Source organism: Brachybacterium sp. EE-P12, assembly GCF_003711805.1.
Lineage (GTDB): Bacteria > Actinomycetota > Actinomycetes > Actinomycetales > Dermabacteraceae > Brachybacterium.
Genome location: NZ_QXCP01000001.1, coordinates 69,510 through 94,775, shown reverse-complemented (window position 1 = coordinate 94,775; position 25,266 = coordinate 69,510). Strand labels below are relative to the sequence as shown.

The 25,266-nt window shown below is 71.8% G+C and carries 20 protein-coding genes and 1 tRNA gene; 15 read left to right on the top strand and 6 right to left on the bottom strand.

Features of this window, described 5'->3' with window-relative positions; all coding sequences use genetic code 11:
- Positions 1 to 2,859: 2,859 nt before the first annotated feature.
- The 6 genes from D1648_RS00430 to D1648_RS00405 form a co-directional block, all read right to left on the bottom strand.
- Positions 2,860 to 3,414, bottom strand: a complete 555-nt coding sequence (locus D1648_RS00430) for a hypothetical protein (RefSeq protein WP_122938837.1) — start codon at positions 3,412 to 3,414, stop codon at positions 2,860 to 2,862.
- Positions 3,411 to 4,511 carry a thioredoxin-disulfide reductase gene (gene trxB, locus D1648_RS00425; RefSeq protein WP_122938836.1) on the bottom strand — a complete coding sequence of 367 codons (1,101 nt, stop codon included), beginning with the start codon at positions 4,509 to 4,511 and terminating at the stop codon, positions 3,411 to 3,413. The genes D1648_RS00430 and trxB overlap by 4 nt, the downstream gene beginning before the upstream one ends.
- A gap of 85 nt (positions 4,512 to 4,596) precedes the next feature.
- Positions 4,597 to 5,139 (bottom strand): hypothetical protein, encoded by a 543-nt coding sequence (locus D1648_RS00420; protein WP_241155292.1) that lies wholly within the window; start codon positions 5,137 to 5,139, stop codon positions 4,597 to 4,599.
- Between the two features lie 20 nt (positions 5,140 to 5,159).
- Entirely contained in the window at positions 5,160 to 7,757 is a 2,598-nt protein-coding gene (locus D1648_RS00415) for a hypothetical protein (RefSeq protein WP_122938834.1), read from the bottom strand.
- 55 nt (positions 7,758 to 7,812) lie between these two features.
- Positions 7,813 to 9,561 carry a murein biosynthesis integral membrane protein MurJ gene (murJ, locus tag D1648_RS00410; protein WP_122938833.1) on the bottom strand — a complete coding sequence of 583 codons (1,749 nt, stop codon included), beginning with the start codon at positions 9,559 to 9,561 and terminating at the stop codon, positions 7,813 to 7,815.
- The gene (locus D1648_RS00405; protein ID WP_241155291.1) at positions 9,558 to 11,939 is read right to left on the bottom strand and encodes a DUF6049 family protein; all 2,382 of its coding nucleotides are present in this window, start codon (positions 11,937 to 11,939) and stop codon (positions 9,558 to 9,560) included. Before D1648_RS00405 ends, murJ begins: the two co-directional genes overlap by 4 nt.
- A 106-nt stretch (positions 11,940 to 12,045) precedes the next feature.
- Between D1648_RS00405 and D1648_RS00400 the strand changes: the two genes are divergently transcribed.
- The 15 genes from D1648_RS00400 to D1648_RS00330 all read left to right on the top strand — a co-directional run bounded on the left by D1648_RS00400 (position 12,046) and on the right by D1648_RS00330 (position 25,061).
- Positions 12,046 to 13,524: a CCA tRNA nucleotidyltransferase gene (locus D1648_RS00400; RefSeq protein WP_164518520.1), complete on the top strand. Its 1,479-nt coding sequence runs from the start codon at positions 12,046 to 12,048 to the stop codon at positions 13,522 to 13,524.
- 171 nt (positions 13,525 to 13,695) lie between these two features.
- Entirely contained in the window at positions 13,696 to 16,263 is a 2,568-nt protein-coding gene (locus D1648_RS00395; protein ID WP_122938832.1) for a transglycosylase domain-containing protein, read from the top strand.
- A 142-nt stretch (positions 16,264 to 16,405) separates the two neighbouring features.
- Positions 16,406 to 17,455, top strand: a complete 1,050-nt coding sequence (locus D1648_RS00390) for an iron-siderophore ABC transporter substrate-binding protein (protein WP_122938831.1) — start codon at positions 16,406 to 16,408, stop codon at positions 17,453 to 17,455.
- Between the two features lies 1 nt (position 17,456).
- Positions 17,457 to 18,503 (top strand): iron ABC transporter permease, encoded by a 1,047-nt coding sequence (locus D1648_RS00385; RefSeq protein ID WP_241155290.1) that lies wholly within the window; start codon positions 17,457 to 17,459, stop codon positions 18,501 to 18,503.
- Entirely contained in the window at positions 18,503 to 19,495 is a 993-nt protein-coding gene (locus D1648_RS00380) for an iron chelate uptake ABC transporter family permease subunit (RefSeq protein ID WP_122938830.1), read from the top strand. Before D1648_RS00385 ends, D1648_RS00380 begins: the two co-directional genes overlap by 1 nt.
- Positions 19,492 to 20,331, top strand: coding sequence for an ABC transporter ATP-binding protein (locus tag D1648_RS00375; RefSeq protein ID WP_122938829.1), 840 nt, complete (start codon positions 19,492 to 19,494; stop codon positions 20,329 to 20,331). The genes D1648_RS00380 and D1648_RS00375 overlap by 4 nt, the downstream gene beginning before the upstream one ends.
- Before the next feature lie 13 nt (positions 20,332 to 20,344).
- The gene (locus D1648_RS00370) at positions 20,345 to 20,542 is read left to right on the top strand and encodes a hypothetical protein (RefSeq protein WP_122938828.1); all 198 of its coding nucleotides are present in this window, start codon (positions 20,345 to 20,347) and stop codon (positions 20,540 to 20,542) included.
- Between the two features lie 176 nt (positions 20,543 to 20,718).
- On the top strand, positions 20,719 to 21,009 hold the full coding sequence (gene rpsF / locus D1648_RS00365) for a 30S ribosomal protein S6 (RefSeq protein ID WP_122938827.1): 291 nt from the start codon (positions 20,719 to 20,721) through the stop codon (positions 21,007 to 21,009).
- A gap of 60 nt (positions 21,010 to 21,069) precedes the next feature.
- Positions 21,070 to 21,621 (top strand): single-stranded DNA-binding protein, encoded by a 552-nt coding sequence (locus D1648_RS00360; RefSeq protein WP_122938826.1) that lies wholly within the window; start codon positions 21,070 to 21,072, stop codon positions 21,619 to 21,621.
- A gap of 99 nt (positions 21,622 to 21,720) precedes the next feature.
- A complete protein-coding gene (gene rpsR, locus D1648_RS00355; protein ID WP_010533203.1) occupies positions 21,721 to 21,957 on the top strand; it encodes a 30S ribosomal protein S18 in 237 nt (78 codons plus the stop codon).
- A 17-nt stretch (positions 21,958 to 21,974) separates the two neighbouring features.
- Positions 21,975 to 22,445 (top strand): 50S ribosomal protein L9, encoded by a 471-nt coding sequence (rplI, locus tag D1648_RS00350; protein WP_122938825.1) that lies wholly within the window; start codon positions 21,975 to 21,977, stop codon positions 22,443 to 22,445.
- A 167-nt stretch (positions 22,446 to 22,612) separates the two neighbouring features.
- A complete protein-coding gene (locus tag D1648_RS00345) occupies positions 22,613 to 22,897 on the top strand; it encodes a hypothetical protein (RefSeq protein ID WP_122938824.1) in 285 nt (94 codons plus the stop codon).
- A gap of 140 nt (positions 22,898 to 23,037) precedes the next feature.
- Positions 23,038 to 23,277, top strand: coding sequence for a hypothetical protein (locus D1648_RS00340; protein ID WP_122938823.1), 240 nt, complete (start codon positions 23,038 to 23,040; stop codon positions 23,275 to 23,277).
- Between the two features lie 80 nt (positions 23,278 to 23,357).
- The gene (locus D1648_RS00335) at positions 23,358 to 24,788 is read left to right on the top strand and encodes an amino acid permease (protein WP_122938822.1); all 1,431 of its coding nucleotides are present in this window, start codon (positions 23,358 to 23,360) and stop codon (positions 24,786 to 24,788) included.
- Positions 24,789 to 24,977: 189 nt separating this feature from the next.
- Positions 24,978 to 25,061, top strand: a tRNA-Leu gene (locus D1648_RS00330).
- Positions 25,062 to 25,266 lie beyond the last annotated feature (205 nt).

The following is a 25,266-nucleotide window of genomic DNA, read 5'->3' as shown; positions in this document are numbered from 1 at the left end:
TGTGAAGGGGCCCACCGTTCGGTGGGCCCCTTCCTGTGATGTGAGCTGTGACATTTCTGGCTCGAAGTGACGAACGTACATTAGATGTCAGATAAGGTCGGGCTCTGTCAGCAGCGGCACACCTGCACCCGCTTCGGGACCCTCTCCTCGACGGGTCTTCGGACCTCGTGGCGTGTCGACGTCCTGGTCACCGTGTGCTTCGTGGCTCGTCCACCGATGTGCACAACTCTGTGGATTCACCGCGGCGACTAGCGATGTCTTCCACAAGTTCGTCCACGACTGGGGATACGTGCGCCGGGGCGGGGGAGCCTGCTGGACCGGCATGTGGGACGTGGTCGGTCTCGAGGAAGCAGTTCCACGGGAAACAAGGTGACGTGTCTGAGGCCTGGCCGGCGCCGGGTTGCCCATGGAACACCGGTGCAGCCAGATGAGTGCCCCACGGGCAGTGCGGATCCGCCCAGCCTCGATGGGAGTGCGTGGCGGGACTATGCCCCGCCTGCATGGCGCAGCCGTGTCGTTGCGGACGATCCTGGTCCCCCGGTGTACCGGCGCTGGGTGGCGTGAAGGGGTGAGTGCTCGAAGCACGCCGCTGACAGCATCACCGCTGGTCAGAGGTGGTGCCCCCTCTCCTCCTCACTCCCGATAGGCCTGGCCGGTGCTCTCCGAGGACGGGTTCATGCGAAACACGAGCCGCAGGACTGTCCATGTGAATCCAGTCAGGGCTTGGAGCGGACGCTGGCGTCGTGATGGCATCGACTGGCACCGCCCCAGGGGTGCGTTTCACGCGAAACGCTACGTGAGGCGCTTCGGCGCGACAGCAAGTCTGCCCAAAGCCGCAGCGATCCGTGTCGACGTCGACATGTTCGGCTCGGCCTCCCCTGACGCAGCGTTCGTGGATGCTTCAGGCAGTACGTTGCACGTGAAACTGTGGATGCGACGGGCGGCGCACCACGCAAGAAGCACCCCTGTCGTCCTCCGGGGCCCGTCGAACAGATTGCGGGCGTCGATGCCGTGGAAGTGGCGACACCTGTGGCAGCTCATGCCCGTCGTCACTCTTGTTTCCCGTGAAACACGGTCCAACGGCGCCGTCCGAGAGGGCAGGTCGTGACTTAATGCGCGAAGGAGCTGCCGGGCACCTTGCTGTCAGAAGCACTGAGCAGCGCTGTCGGCACTGAGGTGACGGCTGGCGCATGTGCTCCACGTGAAACTCCGTGGCGGAACTGCTCGACGGCATCGAATCGGCAGCGCGGGCGGAGCCGCACGATGGTGACGAGGATTGAGTCTCACGGACAAGCGTCCTGGTCGTCCGCTCATCCCGCCTCGCCCCGACATCCGACACTGCCGCCGATCGAGCAGGTTTCACGTGAACCCGTGCGGTGTGCCGAGCAGTACGTCGTGGTGTGTTGAGAGCTGTCGGCACGGTCGGAGCGGGCACGCGACCCACGCTCCGAGTAATGACGTGACAAGTGCGGCAGCGACAGCGAGCGAGGTTTCTCGTGAAACCCACGGGCAACAGACGCGGCGCCTGCGCGAAGTCATACCGTGCCTGGGCACTGAGTCCAGGTTCGTGGCGTAATGGTGGGATTACAGCGTCACGGCGACGACGTCCCGCGCATGAGGGTCACCCCTTGATCATCCTGTTTCCCGTGAAACCCCGGGCTCTACTCTTGGCTGTGCCGCCGGCAGAGACGCTCCCCGCCTGATGACGTGCTTCCATGCGGCGGAGTCGCGCGAGTCGGGCCCTTCACGTACGGAAGCACCGCCCTCCTCCACTCGTCACGTTCACCTGCATGCTCGAGCCAGCTGGGGACCGGAGCGTCGTTCTGCGACCGAGTCCCGACAGCTGCTGGCCACGGTTTCCCGTGAAACGTGGAGTCGAGCGGGGACAGTCCGCCGGGAACCGTCGTGACGCCGCCCTTCCGAGCTCTCCGAATCTTTACGTGTGCTGGTTGTACGTGGGCGTCGATGTCGAGCACCGCAGCAGGAGTGGACGCACCAGGAGGAGCCACCTACACCGAGCGTCGGGCCGTGCGATGCACGTGAAACACCTCGCCAGAACCTCGTTCCGGCCGGGTCTGACGTTGCGCTCGGCGCATGCTGGTGCTCAGGGCCCGCCAAGCTGGAGTCCTCCTGCTTTGAGCCATCGTGACAAGAGCGCACTGTTCCCCGTGAAACCACTGCCGAAAGCACGGGAGGCTGCTGCCCGCATCACTTCCGATGTCTCAGAGCCCGACGGCCAGCTCCGACGTTCCACGCGAAACCCTCCATCGCGAGCGGACCGGCAGGCTCCTGGCAAGCGGTGCCGTCGCCCACGGGCCGGCAGCTGCGGCAAGGGTGCATCTACCTGGCAGGGAATCGCCCCGGACTACCTGGATCTCTAGCAGCCGAGTCAGCAGACGACCATGATCCCCCGGGTGAACGAGGCACTGTCGACCGACAGCGAGACGCATCGGAACAGCGGCACGGTCACGCAGAAGAGCCGTGTGCGTCTCCAAGAGCAATTCGACCCTTCGACCTGTGATTCATGTGGTCCGAGACCAGCCGTGCACAGTGTGCAGAACGTTGTGGACAACCACGTCAAGACGGCTGTCCGGAATGTGCGCGCCTCCCGTCGTCGAGGCAAGGTCGGCAGCGACACGCACGGTGAGGGAGATCACATAGGGGGCATCTATGCAGGTCAGGGCGACTCTGTGCGCAAAGGCTGTGGTCAGAGCGCCCTCAACGCTATCCACAATCGACTGTGGATAGAGGTGTGGAAAGAGGAGGAGAACACTGTGGACAACGCTGTGGATGAGACTGTGCACAGAGAATCCCTGCACGTCAGATGCGTCGGTTCCAGTGAAGTTGACAGGAGGGAGATCATCCGGCTCCGGGACCGAACTCCCTCTCCACGACGTGCTTGGGCAGTGCCCCGCTGTGGCGATGGGTGAGCACCCACGGTCCGGGCAGGCTGATCTGCTCTCCCCCGGCGGAGAGACCGCGCAGCTCGTCCTCGTAGAGCGTCGAGGAGCAGGCTTCGGGCAACGCGGCACCGGTCGGGTCGTCTTCGGTGGCCGTCATCCCCGCCGAATCCGCTGCGGACGCCTTGCCGTCGGCCTGTGCCGTGCAGCTCGAGGACGTCTCCGCAGTGCCGTCCGGCGCGGGGGCCGGATCGAAGCGCAGCCAGGTGGGCAGGTGCTCCACGGACCAGCGGTCCAGCGTCTCCTCGTCCGGATCGTCCAGCAGGAGGGTGTGCATCGAGGGTCCCCATCGCCGGGCGAGCTCGCGCAGCACGGTCGGCGCGGGACGCGACGGACCCGCCCAGTCCGCGCTCAGCAGCACGAGAACCGCGGCCGCTCCCTCGGCGGCCCCCGGGGAGGAGACGGGGCGGGAACGGCCGCGGGGATCGCTCTCGGGCCCCGGGCGGGACGTCACCGGGCGACGGCCTCCACGGCGGGCTGCTCGTCGGCGGCGACGGTCTGGACGTCTGCATCGCCGGCCTCGGCCTCGATCCCGGCGGCGCGGTCGGCGAGCCAGCGCTCCGCGTCCAGCGCGGCCTGGCAGCCGGTGCCCGCAGCGGTGATCGCCTGACGGTAGGTGTGGTCCACGACATCGCCCGCGGCGAAGACGCCCGGCACCGAGGTGAAGGTGCTGCGGCCCTGGCAGACGATGTAGCCCTCGTCGTCGAGCTCGAGCTTGCCGCGCACCAGGTCCGTGCGGGGCAAGTGGCCGATCGCCTCGAAGACCGCGTTCGTCGCGAGCTCGCGCTCCTGCCCGGTGACGGTGTCGCGCAGGGTCACGGACTCGACCTTGTCCCCGCCGTTGATGCGCACGATCTCGCTGTTCCACGCGAAGGACAGCTTCGGATCCGCCTCGGCGCGGCGCGCCATGATCTTCGAGGCGCGCAGCTCGTCGCGTCGGTGCACCAGCGTCACGGTCCTGCCGAAGCGGGTCAGGAACGTGGCCTCCTCGACCGCGGAGTCGCCGCCGCCGACCACGACGATGTCCTGGTCCTTGAAGAAGAAGCCGTCGCAGGTCGCGCACCAGCTCACGCCCTTGCCCGAGAGAGCCTCCTCCCCGTCGACGCCGAGCTTGCGGTAGGCGGAGCCGGTGGTGATGATCAGCGACTTCGCACGGTAGACGGTCCCGTCGTCGAGGGTCACCGTCTTCACGTCCCCGTCCAGCTGCAGGTCCACGGCGTCCTCGTACACGACCTCGGCGCCGAAGCGCTCGGCCTGCTCCTGGAAGGAGGCCATGAGCTCCGGCCCCTGCACGCCCTCGGGGAAGCCCGGGTAGTTCTCCACGTCGGTCGTGGTCATCAGGGCGCCGCCCGCGTCGAGCGCACCGGCGATGACGATCGGGTTCATCTCCGCCCGCGCCGTGTAGATCGCGGCGGTGTACCCGGCCGGGCCGGAGCCGACGATGACGACCTCGTGCACCGTGCCGTCCTCGGGCGCGGCGGCCTGGACGGCCGGCTGCACGGCGGGAGCGGCGGTGCCGAGGATGTTGAGGGCCTGGATCGGCTGGGTCATGAGGGTGTCCTTCCGTGGGATGGGGCGGAGGCGGTCGGCGGGAGGACCGTCGTCCAGTATGGGGCAGGGGACGTCTGCGGCGGGGTCAGAGGGAGCCGATCATCACGTGGCCGGCCCACAGCCGGTCCTGGCCGGGATCCTCGTCGTGCGCTCCCGTCCCGCAGGTCGGCAGCACGACGGTCGCGGAGATGATCCCGCCGTTGGCGCGCAGGGTCTCGCGGTCCACGGGACCGTGGACCAGGAGCCAGCCGGAGGTGTCCTCCGCTCCCCACGAGACCTCCTCCATGATCAGGACCGATTCGGTGATGCCCTGCTCCCGCAGGCACTGGGCGGCGTCGAAGCTCGTCATCGACTGGATGGTGCCGGTGTCGACGAGCCGCTGCACCTCCGTGCCGAGCGTCGCCTCCGTGACAACGGCGAGGCCGGCCGAATTCTTCCCGGTGCTCGCGTCGGAGTCGACCGACGCACCCGTGACGTGCGACGAGCTCGTCGTGGACTGCTCGAGGGCCTTCGCGAGCTGCGCGCCGAGCAGGGCCGCGATCACGAGCGAGAGGATCACCATCGGCACCGGGACCCCGAGAACGGTGCGGAAGCGTCGCCGGGTGCCGCCCGCACGACGTGCGGACACCCGGCGCGCGTCGCGGGGCGTCATCCGACCTGGATCTCCGCGATGCGGGCGCGGTAGCGGCCCTGCTCGTTGCTGTCCGGGGGCAGCTCCGGGATCCACAGGGCGACGGACTCGGTCTCGAGCGGCTCGGGGGTCTCCAGCAGCACCTCGCCGTCGCCGGCGAGCTCCGCGCTGGCCAGCTCGTCGCCGAGGGAGCCGTCGTCGTTCAGCTCCCGCAGCTCGATCCGGCCGCCGTTGTTGCGGGCGGTGGTCACGGTGACCTTCTTCAGGGTGGACTCCTCGGCGAAGGTCAGGCGCACTCCCGCGCCCTCCTTCAGACCGCCGAAGTCGGGGCTCCCGTAGTGCTTCGTGGACCAGAACGTCTCCGGATCGCCGTCCGTCATGCGGTCCTGCTGGTCGGCGTTGTCGGGCGGGAGATCGGAGCCCTGGGTGAACACCTCGACGCCGGAGAGCTCCGGGGCGGGCGCCTCGGGCTCCTCGGTGTCCGTGGGTGTCGGCTCGGAGGGGGCCTCTCCCGTGTCCTCCTCCGTCGGCGGGGCGGTGGTCGCGGGCTGCGAGGTGGCCAGCGGGTCGGAGATGATGTCGCGCAGATCGCGGGTGATCGCGGTGACCGCGAAGATGAGCGCGACCATCACGATCACCACGCCGCCGACGATGATCCACTGCGACTGCAGGGAGCGCTTCTCCCGGTCGCGCGGCCCGAGGGCGAAGGTGTCGGGATCATCGGCGTCCACCGCGACGCCGACCACGTCCCGCAGCAGCGAGCTGCGCGAATGCGCCGAGGAGACCGGCTCCCCGGTCTCGTCCAGCAGCGAGGTGCGCCGGCCCTGGACGACGATGGGACCGGTCTCCCGGGGCGCCGGGGTCGGCGCGGACGCGGCGGGCATCATCTCGGTGGGACGGTCCTCGGCGCTCTGCGCAGCGGGGCCCGTCGTCTGCTCGGGGGCGGCCGTCGGGGTGGGCGCGGCATGGTCCGCGGTCGCGGCGCCGACCGCGTCGCCCGGCTGCTCGGCCCGGCCGCCGCTGCCCTCGGGGGCCCGTGCCGGGCTGAGGGGCCAGTGCGTGCCCGAGGTGCGGGCGGGGATCGGGGGCGCCGGCTCCGCGGGCGGGGAGCTCTGCGCGTTCGCGGAGCTCGACGCGGAGCCGGCGGCGGTGGCGTCGCCGGCGGAGGCGGCGGCGAGGCCGGCACCCCCTGCGGCAGCGGCGCCGGCCGCCGCGGCTCCCGCGGTTCCGGGGCCCGGTGAGTCGTGGTCCGTCTCGGCGCCGGGACGCGGCTGGTCGTCGGGGTGCGGCGCGGGCGCGTCCTGCCTCGCTGGCGCGGGCCCCTGCTGCGTGGGCTGCGTGATGTCCAGATGACCGGGGAAGGCGCTGCTGCCCCGCTTCTCGTCCAGGTGGAGGTCCTTCACGAGCTCGGTCGCCGTGACGGAATGGTCCTCGCGCGGAGCGGGCGGGGCGGACTCGGGCGAGGTCTCGTCCGAGGGATCGGGCCCCTCGTCCCCGGACGACGTGGACGACTCGGACTCGCCGGATGTCCCGGACGCTCCGGTGCCGACCGGGTCGGCGACCAGACCTGCTCCGGCCGCCCCCGCGGCTCCCGCCGCTCCGACCGCGAACGTCGAGCCGCCGGCAGGGTCCGCGCCCGCCGAGGTCGGAACCTCGTGCCCCGGCTCCTCGGTCTCCGAGGAGTCGGGCTCCGGCTCCTCCCCTCCGGGTGCCTCGGTCGCCTGCGCCGGCTGCCGGATCTCCTGTGTCGGCTCCTCCGGCTGCGCCGTGCCCGCGTCGGCGCTCGTGCGCGCGTAGGCCTCGAAGGTCACCGGGATCGACTGCCACGGCTCGAGCGCCTCGATCAGCCCGCGGGTGGTCTCGGGGATGTCCTCGGCGGACTCGTTCAGCACCAGATCGCACAGCAGATCCAGATCCGCCGGGATCTCGGTGTCCACCAGCGTCGAGGGTCGCGGCACGGTGCCGCCGGCGTCGTGCTGAGGGGTGCGGCCGGTCAGCGCCCGGTAGAGCAGGGCGACCAGCGCCGCGGTGTCCTGGAAGGAGGCGACCTCCCGCGAACGATCCAGCCCCGGGTGCGAGGCCGCCTCGACCCCGATCCCGAGGATCGTCACCGTGCCGGAGCGGGTGTCGACGAACACGCGGTTCGAGTCGAGGAACTGGTGGCGCACCCCGCGTCGCCGCGCGACCTCGAGACCCGTCGCGGCCTCGCCGATGATCGCGCGCGCCGTCTCCGGGTGCAGCGGCCCGCCGGTCAGCAGCGCAGCGAGCGGCGGCGCGGGCGGCATCGGGTACTCCACGACCGTCGTCGGCCCCTCGCCGGCCGGCTCCTCCGCGGCGTGCCCGGCGGGGTCCTCGGACTCCTCGCGCGGATCGTCCAGGACGACGATCTCGCGCACCGGCAGCAGATGCGGGTCCTCCACGAGATAGGCGCGACGCACCGCGTCGGCCGCCTCGAGCGCGGCCTCGCCGCGCACGATGAACAGCACCACGTCCTCGCCGGTGGAGACGGAGCGGGCGCGCCGCCAGACGGCGCCGTCGGCCACGCCGGACAGCGGGATCCTGGCCTCGAGAGCCCACCTCTCGCGCAGTGCATCCTGCTCGGGGTTCGTGCTCACGGACCCTCCCTCTCCTCGTCCGGCGGGACGCTGCCCGTCTCCTGCGTCGACCATGCTACGAGGTCGCCCCCGCTCCCCGACGGCGGAGCCGGCCGGACAGTCGGCGCGTCGTGGCCACCAGCTGGCGCACCTCGGGCACCCGCAGGACATGCCCGGCCGCGGCGAACACCGCGACCATCACGGCCCCGACGAGGATCCCGAGCACCACGGCGTAGCTGCGGTGCTGCCAGAACTGGTCGCTCAGGAGGGCGACGAGCCCGGTGCCCACGGCCCAGCTCACTGCGCCCGCCCCGGCCAGCTTCCCCAGCAGCACGCCCTCGGCGAGGAGGCTCGGCGGGGCCGTGCGGTGCCGCCTGGCGTGCTGGCGCAGCTTCCACTGGCTGAACGCCCAGGCGAGCACGTTGCCGAGGCTCGTCGCTCCGGCGGCGGAGACCGCTGCGTACTGCGGATCCACGAGCGTGAGGATCACCGGCACCGACAGCAGCGTCACCGCGGCGATCGGGATCTGGGCGAGGAACGGCGTGCGGGCGTCCTCGTAGGCGTAGAACAGGCGCTTGATCAGGTAGAGCGAGGCGAAGGGCACCAGGCCCAGCATGTAGGCGACCAGCACCGTCCCGTTCGCCCGCGCGCCGATCTCCCCGGTGCCGCCGCCGATCACCCACATGATTGGGCCCGCCATCGCGACGAACACAGCGGTGCACAGCACCATCGCGACCGTCAGCATCCGGTTGGTGTCGGTGTAGCGGGCCAGGGCCCCGGCATGGTCCTCGGCCACGGCGCTGCGGGAGATCGACGGGAAGGCGGCCGTGACCAGTGTGACGGCGATGATCCCCTGCGGGACCATGAAGGCGAGATACGCCCACTCCAGGGTCAGCAGCGCCGGATAGCGGGCCGCGAGCTCCGGCTGGCCCTGGTAGTGCTCGGTCATCTCCACCGCGCCGCCGGTCGCCCAGCGCGAGGCCCAGATGCCCAGCTGCCCCAGGCCCAGCATCGCCAGCGACCACAGGCCGATCCGGGAGAGCTTGCCGAGGCCCAGTCCGCGCAGGCCCCACTTCGGGCGCAGCCGCAGGTCGAGCTTCTTGACGTACCAGGACAGGAACACGACCTGCGCCGCCGAGCTGCCGACGTTCAGCAGCGCCATCGCGGCCACCATCGACAGGGTCCACTGCGAGGGATCGCCGACGGTGCCCCACAGGCCCAGGAACAGCGCCGCCCCGAGGATGCCCACGAGGTTGTTGACCACGGGAGCCCACTGGTACGGGCCGAAGGAGTCGTGGGCGTTCAGCAGCTGACCGCACATCACGTACAGCGCCGAGAAGAAGATCTGCGGCATCATCCAGTAGCCCAGCTGGACCGCGAGCGCGTAGGTCGACGGCGGCAGCACGCCGCTGGTGAGGGTGAGCAGCAGCGGCACCGCGATCATGCAGACCGCCGTCACGCCCAGGGACAGCGCCGCGACGAGGGTCATCAGGCGGGAGATGTAGTCGCTGCCGCGGTCCGGGCGTTTCACGGCGCGCACGATCGCGGGCACCAGGATCGCGTTCAGGGTGCCGCCGCCCACGAGCAGCCAGATCGTGTTGGGCAGGGTGTTCGCGGCGCTGAAGGCGTTCGCGGCCGAGGACATCGACCCGCCGAGGATCGCGCCGAACAGGAAGTTCCGCACGAAGCCGAGCAGGCGGGAGACCAGCGAGCCCGAGGCCATGAGCACGCTCGCCTGCAGCAGGCGGGACCGGCTGGAGGGGCTGCCGTGGCGGCGGTGGCGGGGAACGTGATGGACCCTGGGGACCCGGCGGGTGCTGCTCATCGGGGATCCTCCTCTGGGCGGTCGTCGGGATCTGGGGCGTCGTCGGCGGCGGGGCCCGGGTCGTCCTCGCGATACCCCGCCCGCTCCGCCCAGGTGCGCTGCGGCATCGAGGTGTCCAGCGTGGTCCGGCCCGTGCGGGCGAGCTCCTCGGGATCCTCGGGGCCGCGGATCGCGGGGGCGCGGGTGCTGGCACCGGTGCGTCGGGCCCGGGCGACGCCGATGATCACCAGCAGGCCCATCGCGATCACGAGCACGAGCGTGGTCCAGTTCTCCCACGACGGGTTCACCGTCAGCGGCACCTCGACGGGGTCGGCCAGGGCGCGGTCGTCCTCGGTGGTCAGGGTCGTGGTGAGGGTGACGGCGCCGTTGGCGACCGCCTCCACGTCCACGGTCGCGTTGACCTGTCCGTGGGCGGGGACCTCCACCACGGCCGGCTCCCCGATCTGCACGAGCGGCTTGTCGGAGGTCACCGCGACCTTCACGGTGATGGGGGTGTCCAGACCGTTGGTGATGGTGATGGGCACGTCGGCGGTGTCGGAGACGACGTTGTAGCCGGAGGCGGGGACCACCTGGATCCGCTCCTGCAGCGCGTCGGCGCGCTCGGCGGCGTCCTGGGCCCGCGCGGCCGGCGTCGCGGGATCCCCGCGCCAGTGCGCGGAGGTCGCGCCGAGGACCTCGAGGCGGGCGGCGTCCAGGGACGTGTCGTCCTCCATCGCGGTGCCCAGCGCTTCCAGGCGGCGCCAGCTGTCCTCGAGCGAGGTGAGCGTCCGCTCCTCCAGCAGCTGCGGCTCCTGCGCCTCGTCCTGGACCGTCCAGGTGCCGTCGGAGGGGGCGCTGGGGTGGATGTCCTCGGCGCGCAGCCGGCCGAGCGCCAGCAGCTCCTCGTCCCCGGCCTGCGGATCCGTGGTCCAGTCCTGCTGGTCGGCGGCGTCCAGCAGCGAGGCGGTGCTGCCGGACGCGAGCCACGGCACCTCGGCGAAGGCGTCGAGCACGCTGCCGGCCGCCTCGGGGTCCAGCTCCGCGGCGGCCGACGGGGAGATCAGCACGTGGCGCGAGGCGGTGGTGTACTCCGAGGCGATGGTCGCGGTCTCGGCGAGCAGCCGCTGGCGGGTCTGCTCGGTGTCCCCGTCGGTCGTGAGCTGCGAGAACTCCTGGGACAGGACGGGGTCGGGGGCGAGCACGGAGAGCTCGCCGCCCTCGGTGCGGGAGGATTCGTACCTGCCCACCGAGCTCGGGGTCACCGAGGCGGCGGGGTCGGGGCGCACCGAGCTCGAGGGCACCACCACCGTGCTCGCCCCCACCTCGATCGCCTGCTCGAGCGCCTCGGGGTCCGCCTCCGGTCCGGGCACCTCGAGCGCCTCGGCGCGCGGGGAGATCCCGGCGCTGCGCCACACGTCGTCGGCCGCGTCCCGGGCGGCGCTCTCGAGCACGAGCGCTCCCGCCGCGCGCAGGCTCACCCGGTCGGCGTCGGCGTAGGGGGCGGCGAGGACGGTGCGGGCGCCGACGGCGGCGTCGAGCTCGTCGGCGATCGTGCTCGAGACCGGGTCGGGTCGCAGCTCGGGGGTCGTGGAGCTCTCCTCACCGGTGCCGTCCTCGCTCCCGGGCTCGGGGAGGTTCGGCGGGTCCAGCAGCGCGGGGTCCAGCCACCAGTCGACGTCCTCGCGCGTCGCGAGCTGCTGCATCGCGGCGAGATGCCCTTCCTCGCCGGAGGCGGTGTGCGCCTCGGGCGAGGCCACGGCCGCGGCGGCGTCGGGCTCGGCCAGCGGCAGCAGCGTGGACTGGGTGATCCGCGCCTCGGTGCCCTCGGGTCGCCACACCACGAAGGTGCGCAGGCTCGTGAGCGGCTCGTCGGCGGCGACCGCGGTCAGGGACAGCCGGCGCGTGCCCCAGAAGTAGGTCTCCTCGGAGTAGCCGAGCTCCTCCGCGTCGATCTCCACCTCGAGGGTCCGCGACTCCTCGGGGGCGAGCGCATCGACCTCGTCGTCCGCGGCGACGGCGGTGGCGAGGGCGGGGCCGTCGGTGTCGGGGTCCGTCTGCGACTGCCAGTCGGCCAGCACCGCCCGATCGGTGACCCGGGGGGCGCGGGTGCGCAGCTCGAGGTCGAGGTCCTCGAGCGGCTCGGAGGAGGTGTTGGTCACCTCGACCTCTGCCCGGAGCGTGCCGCCGGGGGCGAGGGAGGTGGGGGTCAGTGAGACGAGGTCCATGCTCAGCGGCGTGTCGCGCTGCGGCGCGGACGGGGAGGCCGGTGCCTCCGCGCCGACGGCCTGTGCCGCGGGCAGCTGCGTCGCCGGTGCGCTGACCAGCGCTGACGAGGCGACGACCAGCACCGTCAGCAGCGCCGTGAGCGCCGGGCGCACGGCAGGCAGGGACGACGGCATGAGGACACTGTAAGCGGCCGCTACCGTAGAGGAGCTGAGGGGGCACGACACCTCCACACCTGCGCCCCCGCCCCTTCCCCGCCCCGCCTCCAGGACAGGACCGCCCGTGACCGAACCCGCCGACGACACCGCCGAGCGTCTCGCGACCGCCCGCACCCGTGCGGCCTCCATGTTCCGGGCCCTGCCGGAGGAGGTCCATGAGCTGGGGAGGCTGTTCGAGGCCGCCGGGCACGAGCTCGCGCTGGTGGGCGGGCCGGTGCGCGACGCGGTGCTCGGCCGCTCGAGCGCGGACCTCGACTTCACCACCTCCGCCCGCCCGGAGGAGACCGAGGAGATCCTGCGCTCCTGGACGCGGGACGGCGCGATCTGGGACATGGGCCGGGACTTCGGCACCCTCGGCGGGATGCGCGACGGGGTGAAGGTCGAGATCACGACCTATCGCACCGAGTCCTACGACCCCGCCTCCCGCAAGCCGCAGGTCGAGTACGGCGACACCCTCGCCGGCGACCTCTCCCGGCGCGACTTCACCGTCAACGCCATGGCGGTGCGCCTTCCCTCCCTGGAGCTCGTCGACCCCTTCGACGGGCTCGCCGATCTCGCCCGCACCCTGCTGCGCACGCCCGTCGCGCCCGCGCAGTCCTTCAGCGACGACCCGCTGCGGATGATGCGCGCGGTCCGGTTCGTCTCCCAGCTCGGGTTCCGGATCGAGGACGCGACGGCCGACGCGGTCGAGGAGCTCGCCGAGCGGATCACGATCGTCTCCGCCGAGCGGGTGCGGGAGGAGCTCGTGAAGCTCATGCTCGGCGCCGACCCCCGCGGCGGGCTCGAGATGATGACGGAGCTGGGGCTGGCCGCGCACGTGCTGCCCGAGCTGCCGGCGCTGCAGCTCGAGATCGACGAGCACCACCACCACAAGGACGTCTACCAGCACACGCTCACCGTGCTCGACCAGGCGATCGACCTCGAGAGCCCGGCCGGCTCCGGCGGCCCCTGCGAGCGCCCCGACCTGGTGCTGCGCCTCGCGGCGCTCATGCACGACGTGGGCAAGCCCGCCACGCGGCGCTTCGAGGAGGGGGGCGTGGTCACCTTCCGCTTCCACGAGACCGTCGGCGCGAAGATGACCGCGAAGCGGATGAAGGCGCTGACCTTCGACAAGGACACCACCAAGAAGGTCGCGCGCCTGGTCGAGCTGCACCTGCGCTTCCACGGCTACGTCGACTCGCCCTGGACCGACTCCGCCGTGCGCCGCTATGTCACCGATGCCGGGGACCTGCTGCAGCACCTGCACCGGCTGACCCGCGCGGACGTCACCACCCGCAACAGGCGCAAGGCCCGCACGCTGGCCCGCGCCTATGACGAGCTCGAGGCGCGCATCGATCACCTCGCCGAGCAGGAGGAGATCGGACGGATCCGCCCCGACCTCGACGGCAACCGGATCATGCAGATCCTCGACCTCCCCCCGGGGCGCGAGGTGGGAGAGGCCTACAAGCACCTGCTCGAGCTGCGCATGGAGCACGGCCCGCTCGGCGAGGAGCGCGCCGAACAGGAGCTGCTGGCCTGGTGGGCGGCGCGGACCGAGAGGTAGGCGGGAGCCGCCGGGCACGCACGACGGTGTGAGCGAGGACGCACCGGACGTGCACACCCTGTGTGCTTCGCCGCCGCGGCGTTCCGTCGGGCGCGGGGCCGTGATCATACTGGGGGGCTGGACGCCGAGGCGCCCTCCCCGATCATGCCCCCCGAAGGACCAGGAGCAGCCATGAGCGAGTCCCGACGCTCGTCGAACGGCGGCAGCCGCCGTGCCGCGGGTGTGCGCCGTACGCCTGCGGGGAAGTCCGCCAGGAGCGGCTCCGCCAAGAGCGGCGCTGCGAAGCCCGGCGCCGCGACGTCCGGGTCCGCCAAGGGCTCGAGCCGCACCGCGCGCACCGCCGGAGGCGCGTCGGCCGGCTCGAAGGGCACGTCGGCCGCCGCGAAGCGACCCACCTCTCGCACCTCCGTCAGCGCCCGCCATGCCGGCGCCGCCCCGAAGGGCGCCGCGGGCTCGCGCGGGAAGAACGCCGCCGCGACCAACTTCCTGAACTACCCGCGCGCCGGGAAGGAGAACCCCTGGCGCTGGATCCCCTCGCTGCGCCTGGTCGTCGGCGCGATCGCGCTGTTCGTCCTCGCCGGCCTCGGCTTCTCGGTGTGGCTCTACAACGACACCGAGGTGCCCGAGCCCTCGGACTTCGCCCTCGCCCAGACCTCCCGCGTCTACTTCGCCGACGGCGAGACCGAGATGGGCCAGTTCAGCGAGGTCAACCGCACCGAGCTGCCGGCCGACGAGGTCCCCGACACCGTCAAGGAGGCCGTCGTCGCCAGCGAGGACTCGAGCTTCTACGAGAACCGCGGCGTCTCGCCGCGAGGGATCCTCCGCGCGGCCGTGAACAACCTCCAGGGCGGGGCCCGCCAGGGCGCGTCCACCATCACCATGCAGTACGTGGAGCGGTACTACACAGGCACCGAGACCTCCTACGTCGGCAAGGCGAAGGAGGCGATCATGGCGCTGAAGATCGACCAGGAGCTCAGCAAGGACGAGATCCTCTCCCGCTATCTCAACACCATCTACTTCGGTCGCGGCGCCTACGGCGTGCAGGAGGCCTCGCAGGCCTACTTCGACAAGGACGCCTCCGAGCTGGACGAGGCCGAGGCCGCGCTGCTGGTGGCCGTGATCCCGAGCCCCTCGACCTACGACCCCGCGAACAGCCCCGAGCAGGCCACGCAGCTCTGGGATCGGGTGATCACGCGCCAGGTCGCCGAGGGGCAGCTGACCCCCGAGGAGGCGGACGCGCTCGAGTTCCCCGAGACCGTCGAGCCGACGTCCGAGAACTCCCTCGGCGGCACCAACGGCTATCTCCTCGCGCAGGTCCGCAACGAGCTGGTCTCCGAGGGCTTCACCGAGGACGAGATCAACACCGGCGGCTTCACGATCGTCTCCACGATCGACCCGGCGATCCAGGAGAACACCGTCCAGGCCGTCGAGAACCTGCCCGATGACCGCCCCGAGGCGAACCGCGTGGGCACCGTGACGATGGACCCCTCCACCGGCGCGATCCGCGGCATGTACGGCGGCGCGGACTACGTCACCCAGGCGCAGAACGACGCGACCCAGTCCCGCATGCAGGCCGGCTCGATCTTCAAGACCTTCACACTGATCGCCGCGCTCGAGGACGGCTACCCGCTGGACTCCCGCTGGGACGGCAACTCCCCGAAGTCCTTCCGCGGCGGCTGGACCGTGAACAACTTCAATAATGTCGACTACGGCCGGGTCACCCTCGAGAAGGCGACCACCAACTCGATCAACACCGCCTATGCGGAGGCGAACCTCGAGATCGGCCCCGAGCGCACCCAGGAGACCGCGATCTCGCTGGGCCTGCCGGAGAAGACCCCGGGGCTGAACGCCGACGCCTCCAACGTGCTCGGCTCCGCCTCCCCGACCGTCGCGGAGATGGCCGAGGTCTACGGCTCGATCGCCTCCGGCGGGGTGCATCGCGACTCCTACATCGTCCAGACCGTGACCCGGCCCGACGGCTCCTCGCGCTACGAGCACGAGGCCGACGACACCCGGGCCATGGACGAGGAGGTCGCGATCAATGCGACCGTCGCGCTGCAGGGGCCGCCCACCCAGGGCTCGGCCCGCAGCCTGCAGAACGTCATGGGCGGCCGCCCCGTGGCCGGCAAGACCGGCACCTCCGAGAAGTTCCGCTCCGCGTGGTTCGTGGGCTTCACCCCGCAGCTCGTCACCGCCGTGGGCATGTTCCAGCCCTCCGAGGACGGGACCGCCGAGGAGTCGCTGACCCCCTTCGGCGGCGAGCGGAACATCACCGGCGGCACCTTCCCCACCCAGGTGTGGGGCGACATCATGTCCACCTCGCTCGAGGGCGAGGAGTTCATCGACTTCCCCGGCCGGGTGCGGCTGGAGAACGAGACGCGCGAGCGCAGCTACACCCCGCCGCCCACGCAGGCCCCCCAGCCCACTCAGGCCCCCGAGCCGACCGAGGAGGAGCCTGCCGAGGAGCCGAGCGAGGAGCCCTCCGAGGAGCCCAGCGAGGAGCCCTCCGAGGAGGAGACGACCGAGGAGGAGCCTTCCGAGGAGCCGTCCGAGGAGGAGACCACCGAGGAGGAGACTCCCGAGGAGGAAGAGCCCGCCGAGGAGGAGCCTTCCGAGGAGCCGTCCGCGGAAGAGACGACCGAGGAGGAGCCCACCGAGAAGGAGTCCCCCGACGAGGGGCCTTCGGAGGGGCCTAACCAGGACACTCAGTCGGACCCCGCCGCCCGCGAGCGCGACTGACCGCTGACGCCCGACGGGCAGGAGTTGCGCGGATCACCCGGCAGGACCGTGGCGCCCTCCACGAACGGTCTGTGAGGATAGCCTCGCCTCACCTGTCCGGGGCGAGAGACCCCGGCGACGCCGTCCCCCTCACAGGAGAACCATGTCCCTCGTGACCGCACGCCTCGCCCGCCGCACCTGGATCGCCGGGGCGCTCGCCGCCCCGCTCGCCCTGGCCGCCTGCAGCGGCGGCGGAGGCGGGGAGTCCGGGGCGGCCTCCGACGGCGGCGCCTCGGGCGACTTCAGCCCGGTCACCATCGAGCATGCGCTGGGCACCGCCGAGATCACCGAGAAGCCGCAGCGCGTGGTGACCCTCGGCCAGGGCTCCGCGGAGACCTCGATCGCTCTCGGGATCATTCCCGTCGGCATCGAGGAGTACCCCTGGGGCGCCGACGACACCGGCTACCTCCCCTGGATCCACGAGGCCGTCACCGAGGCGGGCGGCGAGCTGCCCGCCCAGTTCACCGGCTCCACCGAGCTCGACGTCGAGGCGATCCTCGAGCTCGAGCCCGACGTTATCCTGGCTCCCTGGTCCGGCATCACCCAGGAGCAGTTCGACGTGCTCACCGACATCGCCCCCACGGTGGCCTACGAGGAGCAGCCCTGGGTCATCACCTGGGAGGAGCAGATCACCGTGATCGGCAAGGCGCTGGGCGAGGACGAGGCCGCCGCCGGGCTGATCGACGAGATCCGCACGACCTTCGAGGAGGCGACGCAGGAGGGCTACGGCGACTACACCTTCTCCTTCGTCTACAACGACGGCCCCGGCACCCTCGGCGTCTTCTACCAGGACGAGCAGCGCGTGGTGATGGTCCGCTCCCTCGGGCTCACGGTCGATCCCGTGAACCAGCAGCTCGACGAGTGGGACGTGCCCGGAACGGACTCCGCGATGATCGGGCTGGAGAACGCGGACAAGCTCGCGGACTCCGACCTGCTGTTCACCTTCTACTCCGACGAGGCCAACCGCGAGGAGACCGAGGCGCAGGACCTCTACGCCGCGATCCCCGCCGTCCAGAACGGTGCGGTGGTCGCCCCCACCGACCAGTCCTTCGTCACCGGCTCCTCGATCATCACCCCGCTCACCGTGCCGTGGGCCCTCGAGCGGTACATCCCGATGATCGACGAGGCGATCGCGCAGGTCCCTGCCTCCTGAGGTGAGCACTGCACCGACCGCGGCGGCCCCGCCCCGGGCGGCGTCCCGACGATCCCCGTCGCACCGGCTCCCGCCCCTGCTCGTGCTGGGGGCGGTCGGCGCGCTGCTCGGCCTCGCCGCGATCACCAGCGTGTTCCTGGGGACGCGCGAGACCGACCTCGGTGCCGTGTGGCAGGTGCTGCGCGGAGGCGGCGAGGAGCACATGCGCCAGGTCGTCGCCGCGCGCGTGCCGCGCACCGTGCTCGGCGCGGCGGTGGGGGCCGCCCTCGCCGCCTCCGGGTTGCTGATCCAGGGGGTGACCCGCAACCCCCTCGGGGAGCCGGGCCTGCTGGGCGTCACCTCCGGGGCGGCGGCCGCCGTCGTCACCGCGACCGCGCTGCTCGGCACCCCGACCAGCGCGGCGACGGTCTGGATCGCCCTGCCCGGCGCGCTCCTCGCCGTGGTGGTGGTGTACCTGCTGGGCCGCCCCGCGCACACCCACTCGCTGGTGCCGCTGATCCTCTCCGGCGCCGTGATCTCGGCGGTGCTCTACGCCTACATCCAGGCCATGATCCTCACCCGCCCGGACGTCTTCGACTCCTACCGGTTCTGGGCCGTCGGCTCCCTCGCCGGCGCCTCCTTCGGCACGCTCGCCGCGATCGCGCCCGCCCTCGTGCTCGGCGTGCTGCTCGCCGCGGCGGTCGCGCCGGGGCTGAACACCCTCGCCCTCGGCGATGACGTCGCCACCGCGCTCGGCACTCCCGTGCCCCTGCTGCGCGCCGCCGCGATCCTCGGCGCCACCCTGCTCGCCGCCGCCGCGACCGCGGCCGCGGGGCCGATCGCCTTCGTCGGCCTCGCGGTCCCGCACCTGGTGCGCGGGATGATCGGCGGCGACCACCGCTGGCAGCTGCCCGTCGCGCTGCTGCTGGGCGCCGCGCTGCTGATCGGCTCCGACGTGCTGGCGCGCGTCGTCGCCCGCCCGCAGGAGCTCATGGTCGGCGTGATCACCGCCTTCCTCGGCGCCCCCTTCCTGCTGCTGGCCGTGCGTCGCGGGACGGTGAAGGGCTGATGGCCGTGACGCGCCGCTCCGCCGCTGTCGGGGCCGTGCTCCTGGCCGCGGTGCTGCTCGGCGGGATCGCGACCCTGGCCTGGGGAGACCTCGGCGTGGGCCCGCGGGACCTGCTGGAGGCGACCCGCGGCGAGGCCGGGGCGAAGACGATGTTCGTCCTGGAGCGCCTGCGCGGCCCCCGCCTGCTGGTGGGCATCGGCGTGGGCCTCGCCCTGGGCCTCGCCGGCTCCCTGTTCCAGACCGTCACCCGCAACCCCCTGGGCAGTCCCGACGTGATCGGCCTCGGCGCCGGAGCGGGCGCGGGCGTCGCCGTCGCGACCCTCTTCGCCCCGGGCCTCGTCCCCGCCCCCGTCGGCGCGCTCGCCGGAGCCGGAGCGGCGATCGCGCTGGTCCACGTCTCCACCGGGCTCGGCTTCGCCTCCCCGTCCCGGGTGATCATCACCGGCATCGGTGTCTCCGCCATGGCGCTCGCGATCACCCAGTACGTGGTCGCCGTCGCGCTGCGGGACGCGTCCACGCAGCTGGCCGGCTATCTCGTCGGCTCCCTGAACTCCCGCAGCCTGCAGCAGGCGCTGTTCATCGCCGTCGCGCTGCTGGTGCTGATCCCGCTGATCGCCCTGCTCAGCCACGACCTGCGGATGATGGACCTCGGCGACCAGCTCGCCGACGCCCTCGGCGGCAGCGCGATCCGCACCCGCACCCTGGCGATCCTGCTCGCCGTGGCGCTCGCCGCCGCGGCCGTCGCCGTGGCCGGACCCATCGCCTTCGTGGCCCTGGCCGCCCCGCACATCGCCCGCCGCATGAGCGGGGCACCCGGCGCGCACCTGACCCTGTCCGCCCTGGTCGGGGCGCTGATCATGGTGCTCGCGGACTTCGCCGTCCAGCACGGGGGCCCGCTCGAGAACCTGCCCGTCGGCGTCGTCACCGCCGGGGTGGGCGGGATGTACCTGGGCTATCTGCTCATCACCGAATGGAAGAGGGCCGACGCATGACCTCCCCGATCGCCGACGCCCCCGACGCACCCGGCGCCGCCGGGCCCCCGTCGGCCGGCTCCTCCCTGCGCCTGGCCGGGGCGACCGTCGCATACGCCGAGCGCCCCGTGCTGGAGGAGCTCGACTTCGCGGTCCCCGCCGGCGTCTTCACCGCCGTCATCGGCCCCAACGGCTGCGGGAAGTCCACCATGCTGCGCACGCTCGCGCGCACCCTCCGCCCGCGCGCCGGCGGCGCCCTGCTCGACGGGCGCCCGCTCGAGCGCTGGCGCTCCAAGGCGATCGCTCGACGCATCGGGCTGCTCCCGCAGGACCCCGTCGTGCCCGATGCGATCACCGTGCGCGCGCTGGTGGCCCGCGGACGCCACCCCTACCACTCCGCCCTGCGACAGTGGCTGCCCGGGGACGACGAGGCGGTCGATGCGGCGATGGCCGCCACAGGCGTCGCCGAGCTCGCCGATCAGGCCGTCGCCGAGCTCTCCGGAGGCCAGCGCCAACGGGTGTGGATCGCGATGATCATCGCCCAGGACACCGAGTACGTGCTGCTGGACGAGCCCACCTCCTTCCTCGACGTCGCCCACCAGATCGACGTGCTGCACCTGTGCCAGGACCTGCGCGACCAGGGCCGCACCGTGCTGGCCGTGCTCCACGACCTGAACCAGGCCGCCCGCTACGCCGACCACCTGGTGGTGATGGACGACGGGCGGGTGGTCGCCTCAGGCCGGCCGGCCGAGGTGCTCACCCGGGAACTGGTCGCCGAGGTCTTCTCCCTGCAGGCGGAGATCGCCGCGGACCCGCAGAGCGACACACCGATGGTGGTGCCGCTGCGCCGCGGATGACAGCATCGCGGGCATGCGATGCGAACAGTGCAAGCGGAAGATCCGCGGCGAGCCGTACGTCTCGGTGACCGGTCGCAGGCTCTGCGGCCGCTGCGGGGCCCGGCTGCAGGGCCGCACCGCCGGCGCCCTGGGCGGCTTCGGCAGGGGCGGCCGCCGCGCCACCGGCGGCTGGTACGCCCGCGCCCGGAGGGCGATGGGGAAGAAGGACTGAGCACAGCGCCTGTGATACCTGGCGCAGCGTCGGGACCGCCCCTGGCTCCCGCTCGGGGCGCCGGGTAGGCTGTGCCGGTCCGTGACGTGCATCGCCGATGCCCGCGCGGGCGGCATGAACCCTCCTGCCACGGAGAGACCGTGGCCGCAGAGACCACAGGAGGTGGGTACCAGAACATGCGCAAGTACGAAATGGTCGTGATCCTCGACCCGTCCGTCGATGAGCGGACCGTCAGCGGGACCTTCGAGAAGCTCGTCCAGGTCATCCCGACCGAGGGCGGCACCATCGACAACGTCGACGTCTGGGGCAAGCGGAAGTTCGCCTACGAGATCGACAAGAAGTCCGAGGGCATCTACATCGTCCTGCAGTTCACCGCGAAGGCCTCCACCGCGCAGGAGCTCGACCGCCAGCTCGGGCTCAACGAGTCCGTCATGCGCACCAAGCTCATGCGCCTCGACGCCGAGTGATCCGTCGTCCCTGACTGATCCCCGCACGATCCCCAGAACCCCCGGAGCAGAGGAGCACCCATGGCGAATGACACCGTCATCACGGTGATCGGCAACCTCACCGCGGACCCCGAGCTGCGCTTCACGCAGTCCGGCGTCGCGGTCGCGTCGTTCACCATCGCGTCGACCCCCCGCACCTTCGACCGTCAGGCGAACGAGTGGAAGGACGGCGAGGCGCTGTTCCTGCGCTGCTCCATCTGGCGCGACGCCGCGGAGAACGTGGCCGAGTCGCTCGAGAAGGGCACCCGCGTCGTCGCGCAGGGCCGCCTCAAGCAGCGCTCCTTCACCGACCGGGAGGGCAACAACCGCACCAGCATCGAGCTGGACGTCGACGAGATCGGCCCCTCCCTGCGCTACGCGACCGCGAAGGCCACCAAGGTCCAGCGCGGCGGCGGGCGAGGCGGCTTCGGCGGCGGCGCCCCGCAGGGCGGCGGCCAGGGCGGCTTCGGCGGCCAGGGCGGATACGGCAACCAGGGCGGTCAGGGCGGCTACAACGCGCCCCAGGGCGCTCCCTCCGCCGACCCGTGGGCCGGCGGCGGCAACCAGGGCGGGTACGACGACCCGCCCTTCTGATCGGCGCGCCGGATCCCGGCACCCCGCACAGAGAACCCCATAGAACAACCCCATCCCGGGTCCACGCCCGGGCTCCCCTCAGAAAGAAGGAGCACCACGATGGCCAAGCCTGTTCTTCGCAAGCCGAAGAAGAAGCAGAACCCGCTGAAGGCCGCCGGTCTCGAGACCGTCGACTACAAGGACGCCGCGCTGCTGCGCAAGTTCATCTCCGACCGCGGAAAGATCCGCGCCCGTCGGGTCACCGGCGTCTCCGTCCAGGAGCAGCGCAAGATCGCGAAGGCCGTGAAGAACGCCCGCGAGATCGCCCTGCTGCCGTACTCGACCTCCGGTCGCTGAGCGAGGAAGGGAAGCACATGACCAGCAAGCTCATCCTCACCCACGAGGTCACCGGCCTCGGTGCCGCCGGCGACGTCGTCGAGGTCAAGGACGGCTACGCCCGCAACTTCCTCCTGCCCCGCGGTCTCGCGACCCCGTGGACCAAGGGCGGTCAGCGTCAGCTCGACCAGATCCGTGCGGCCCGCGGCAAGCGCGCCATCGCGAACATCGAGGAGGCGCAGTCGCTGAAGGCCGCGCTCGAGTCGAAGCCCGTCGTCATCGCGGAGCGCGCCGGCCAGAACGGCCGCCTCTTCGGCGCGGTCTCCTCCAAGGAGGTCGCCGAGGGCGTCAAGGCGATGTTCGACAAGGACATCGACCGCCGCACCGTCGAGTTCCCGGCCCCGATCCGGGCGCTCGGCGAGCACAAGGCGACCGTGCGCCTGCACGACGAGATCTTCGCGAACCTCGTCGTCCAGGTCGTCGCCGCCAAGGGCTCCGTCAAGGCCTGATAGCGCTCGACCGCCGACGCCACCCGCGGGATTGAGCGATTCTGAACCACTTCCGGCGCGGAAGCGGTTCAGAATCTGACACCGGCGGGCCAGCGAGCCTCGCAGCACCCCGTCCACCGCATGGTGGGCGGGGTGCTGCGCTGTGCGGGCCCGATAGGGTCGGGCGCATGTTCGGACGCGCGGCGCAGCTGCAGAAGCAGATCGATCACCTCCGGGAGAGGAACCGCCACCTCGAGGCACTGGTCCAGGTGCTCGCCGACCGGGCCGGCGTGGACGAGGCCGAGCTCTCGCAGCTGCGGGGCAGGGCCGGGGCGATGATCCCCGAGCCGTGCGCGCGCCTGGTCGCCGAGGGCGAGGTCATCGAGGCCATCAAGGTCTATCGCGAGCACACCGGGGCCGGGCTCAAGGAGGCCAAGGACGCGATCGACCGATATCGCGAGGGCCGCGGCTGAGCCGCCGCTCCGCCTCGTCGCGCGTCCGTCGGCCGGGGGCTCGCCCCCACGACCATCGTCGCCCCTGTGCCCGACCATCCCCCCGTCGGCTCCTCCGATCGCAGGATGTGCCCGGCCAACGGTTCCGGCAGAGTCGTGACATGACGACGCTCCAGAAGCCCACCCGACCCCCGGACCGCCCCCCGCGCGAGCCCCGCTCGCGCGGCCCGTCCTCGATGCTGCTGGTCGGCCTCGCCGTGCTGCTGCTCTCCGCCGGCTTCGGCCTCGCCCTGCATCCGGAGGCCGGCGACCTCGGTCTGCTCCTCCTGGTGCTGGCCGGGATCCTGCTGCTGATCGGCCTGGAGGGGACCGTGCGGGACGACCTCGACGCCGAGGGCTGACCCGTCGGCCGCGGGCAGCCGATGAGAGCGCCACGGGGACTTGCGGGCCACACCCGGCACCTCCCCGATACCCTCGTCGGGTGACCACCTCGACCCCCTCCACCGACCAGCGCACCGGCGGGCATCTCGCCCGCTCCCTGGGCCACGGCCAGATGGCGATGATCGCCATGGGCTCCGCGCTGGGAACCGGCCTCTTCCTCGGCTCCGGCGAGGCGATCGGCATCGCCGGCCCCGCCGTGATCATCTCCTTCGCCCTCGGCGCCGCGATCGCCGCGACCATCGCCCTCGCGATGGGCGAGATGGCCTCCCGCCACCCCGTGCGCGGCGGCTTCGGCACCCTCGCGGCACGCTTCCTCTCCCCGTTCTGGGGATATCTCAGCCGCTGGCTGTACTGGATCGTCACCGTGTGCGTGACAGGCGCTGAGCTCGTTGCCTGCGCCGCCTATCTCGCCTACTGGCTGCCTGGCGTGCCGATCTGGGCCGGGATCCTGCTGTTCGCCGCGCTGATCATCGCGATCAACCTCGCCAGCGTCGGCTCCTTCGGCGTGATCGAGTTCTTCCTGTCCTCGATCAAGGTGATCGCCGTGTTCGTGTTCATCCTGATCGGCGCGGTGCTGGTCCTCTTCGGCATGCCCGGCCAGCCCGCGCCCGGCTTCACAGAGCTCACGGCCGACGGGGGCTTCGCCCCGATGGGCTGGACCTCGGTGTGGCTCGCCCTGTCGGTGGTGATGTTCTCCTTCGGCGGGATCGAGCTGCTCTCGATCACCGCGGCCGAGGCGAGGGATCCCGCCCGCTCCATCCGCACCGCAGCCCGCACCACGATCGTGCGCCTGGCCTTCTTCTACGTGCTGTGCATCGGGATAGTGGTGTGTCTGGTGCCGTGGCAGCAGGCGGCCGGCACCCGCGAGGACGTCGCCACCTCGCCCTTCGTGATGGTCTTCGACCGGATCGGCATCCCCGGCGCCGCCCACATCACGAACCTGCTGGTGCTGATCGCGGCGCTGTCGGCCGCGAACGCGAACCTCTACGCGGGCAGCCGCATCCTGCACTCCCTCGCCTCCGACGGGCTCGCCCCGCGCTTCGCCGCGCACCTGACGGGCCGCCGCGTCCCCGCCGTCGGCATCGCGCTGAGCTCCATCGGGCTGATCGGCGCGGCGCTGCTGGCCTTCAGCGGCGTGGGCGGCGTGTTCGGCTACATGATGAGCCTCGTGGTCTTCGCCGTGATCATGGTGTGGGCGCTGATCCTCGCCACCTACATCGCCTTCCGACGTCGCGGCGAGCGGGGCGGCAGCTTCCGCATGCCCGGAGGTGTGGTCACCGCGTGCGCGGGCCTCGTCGGTCTCGCCGCCGTCTTCGCGACCGTGTTCGTGCGGCCGAGCATGCAGGTCGCCGCGCTGGTCGGGATCCCCGCCGTCCTCCTCGCGACCGTGCTCTACGTGATGGTGGGCCGCCGGCGCATAGACCACCGCGACATCGACGCCGCCTTCGACGAGGCCGATTCGATGCGGTGACTCCCGCGACATGCGGGCGGGCCCGGCCGACGGACCCGTCGATCGTCGCTCCGTCGATCGTCGCTCCGTCGGCCGCGCTCGGAGTGGTCTTCGTTACTGTGCCCGCTGTCGACTTGGGCCGAGGGTGATGCGGGGGTAACCTGAGGGAACCTTCGGCCTCGGCGCCTCGAGACCCGGTGCCGGAGATACGCGCAAGTGGCGGAATTGGTAGACGCGCACGGTTCAGGTCCGTGTGCTGGCAACAGCGTGGGGGTTCAAGTCCCCCCTTGCGCACCGCAGGGATTGCCCCGGCTCACCAGGTGAGCCGGGGTTTTTCGCGTTCTGGCGGCCCTCCCTCTGCGTCGGGTCATCGGCCACGATGAGTGGATGGCCAGGGCGTGCCCCGAGGGCTCGGAGGCGGTGCCGGCGGAGCCCTCGAGGGGCGAGACGGGCGTCGGCGAGAGCCGTCATGACGCGACGATGCTGCGGCGTCCGCCGT

Bases quoted from the DNA above. Each gene is read 5' to 3' on its own strand.
- D1648_RS00395 (WP_122938832.1), top strand. From the start codon at position 13,696: ATGAGCGAGTCCCGACGCTCGTCGAACGGCGGCAGCCGCCGTGCCGCG.
- D1648_RS00370 (WP_122938828.1), top strand. From the start codon at position 20,345: ATGCGATGCGAACAGTGCAAGCGGAAGATCCGCGGCGAGCCGTACGTC.
- rplI (WP_122938825.1), top strand. From the start codon at position 21,975: ATGACCAGCAAGCTCATCCTCACCCACGAGGTCACCGGCCTCGGTGCC.
- D1648_RS00405 (WP_241155291.1), bottom strand. From the start codon at position 11,939: ATGCCGTCGTCCCTGCCTGCCGTGCGCCCGGCGCTCACGGCGCTGCTG.
- murJ (WP_122938833.1), bottom strand. From the start codon at position 9,561: ATGAGCAGCACCCGCCGGGTCCCCAGGGTCCATCACGTTCCCCGCCAC.
- D1648_RS00340 (WP_122938823.1), top strand. From the start codon at position 23,038: ATGACGACGCTCCAGAAGCCCACCCGACCCCCGGACCGCCCCCCGCGC.
- D1648_RS00390 (WP_122938831.1), top strand. From the start codon at position 16,406: ATGTCCCTCGTGACCGCACGCCTCGCCCGCCGCACCTGGATCGCCGGG.
- rpsR (WP_010533203.1), top strand. From the start codon at position 21,721: ATGGCCAAGCCTGTTCTTCGCAAGCCGAAGAAGAAGCAGAACCCGCTG.
- trxB (WP_122938836.1), bottom strand. From the start codon at position 4,511: ATGACCCAGCCGATCCAGGCCCTCAACATCCTCGGCACCGCCGCTCCC.
- rpsF (WP_122938827.1), top strand. From the start codon at position 20,719: ATGCGCAAGTACGAAATGGTCGTGATCCTCGACCCGTCCGTCGATGAG.
- D1648_RS00345 (WP_122938824.1), top strand. From the start codon at position 22,613: ATGTTCGGACGCGCGGCGCAGCTGCAGAAGCAGATCGATCACCTCCGG.
- D1648_RS00380 (WP_122938830.1), top strand. From the start codon at position 18,503: ATGGCCGTGACGCGCCGCTCCGCCGCTGTCGGGGCCGTGCTCCTGGCC.
- D1648_RS00375 (WP_122938829.1), top strand. From the start codon at position 19,492: ATGACCTCCCCGATCGCCGACGCCCCCGACGCACCCGGCGCCGCCGGG.
- D1648_RS00360 (WP_122938826.1), top strand. From the start codon at position 21,070: ATGGCGAATGACACCGTCATCACGGTGATCGGCAACCTCACCGCGGAC.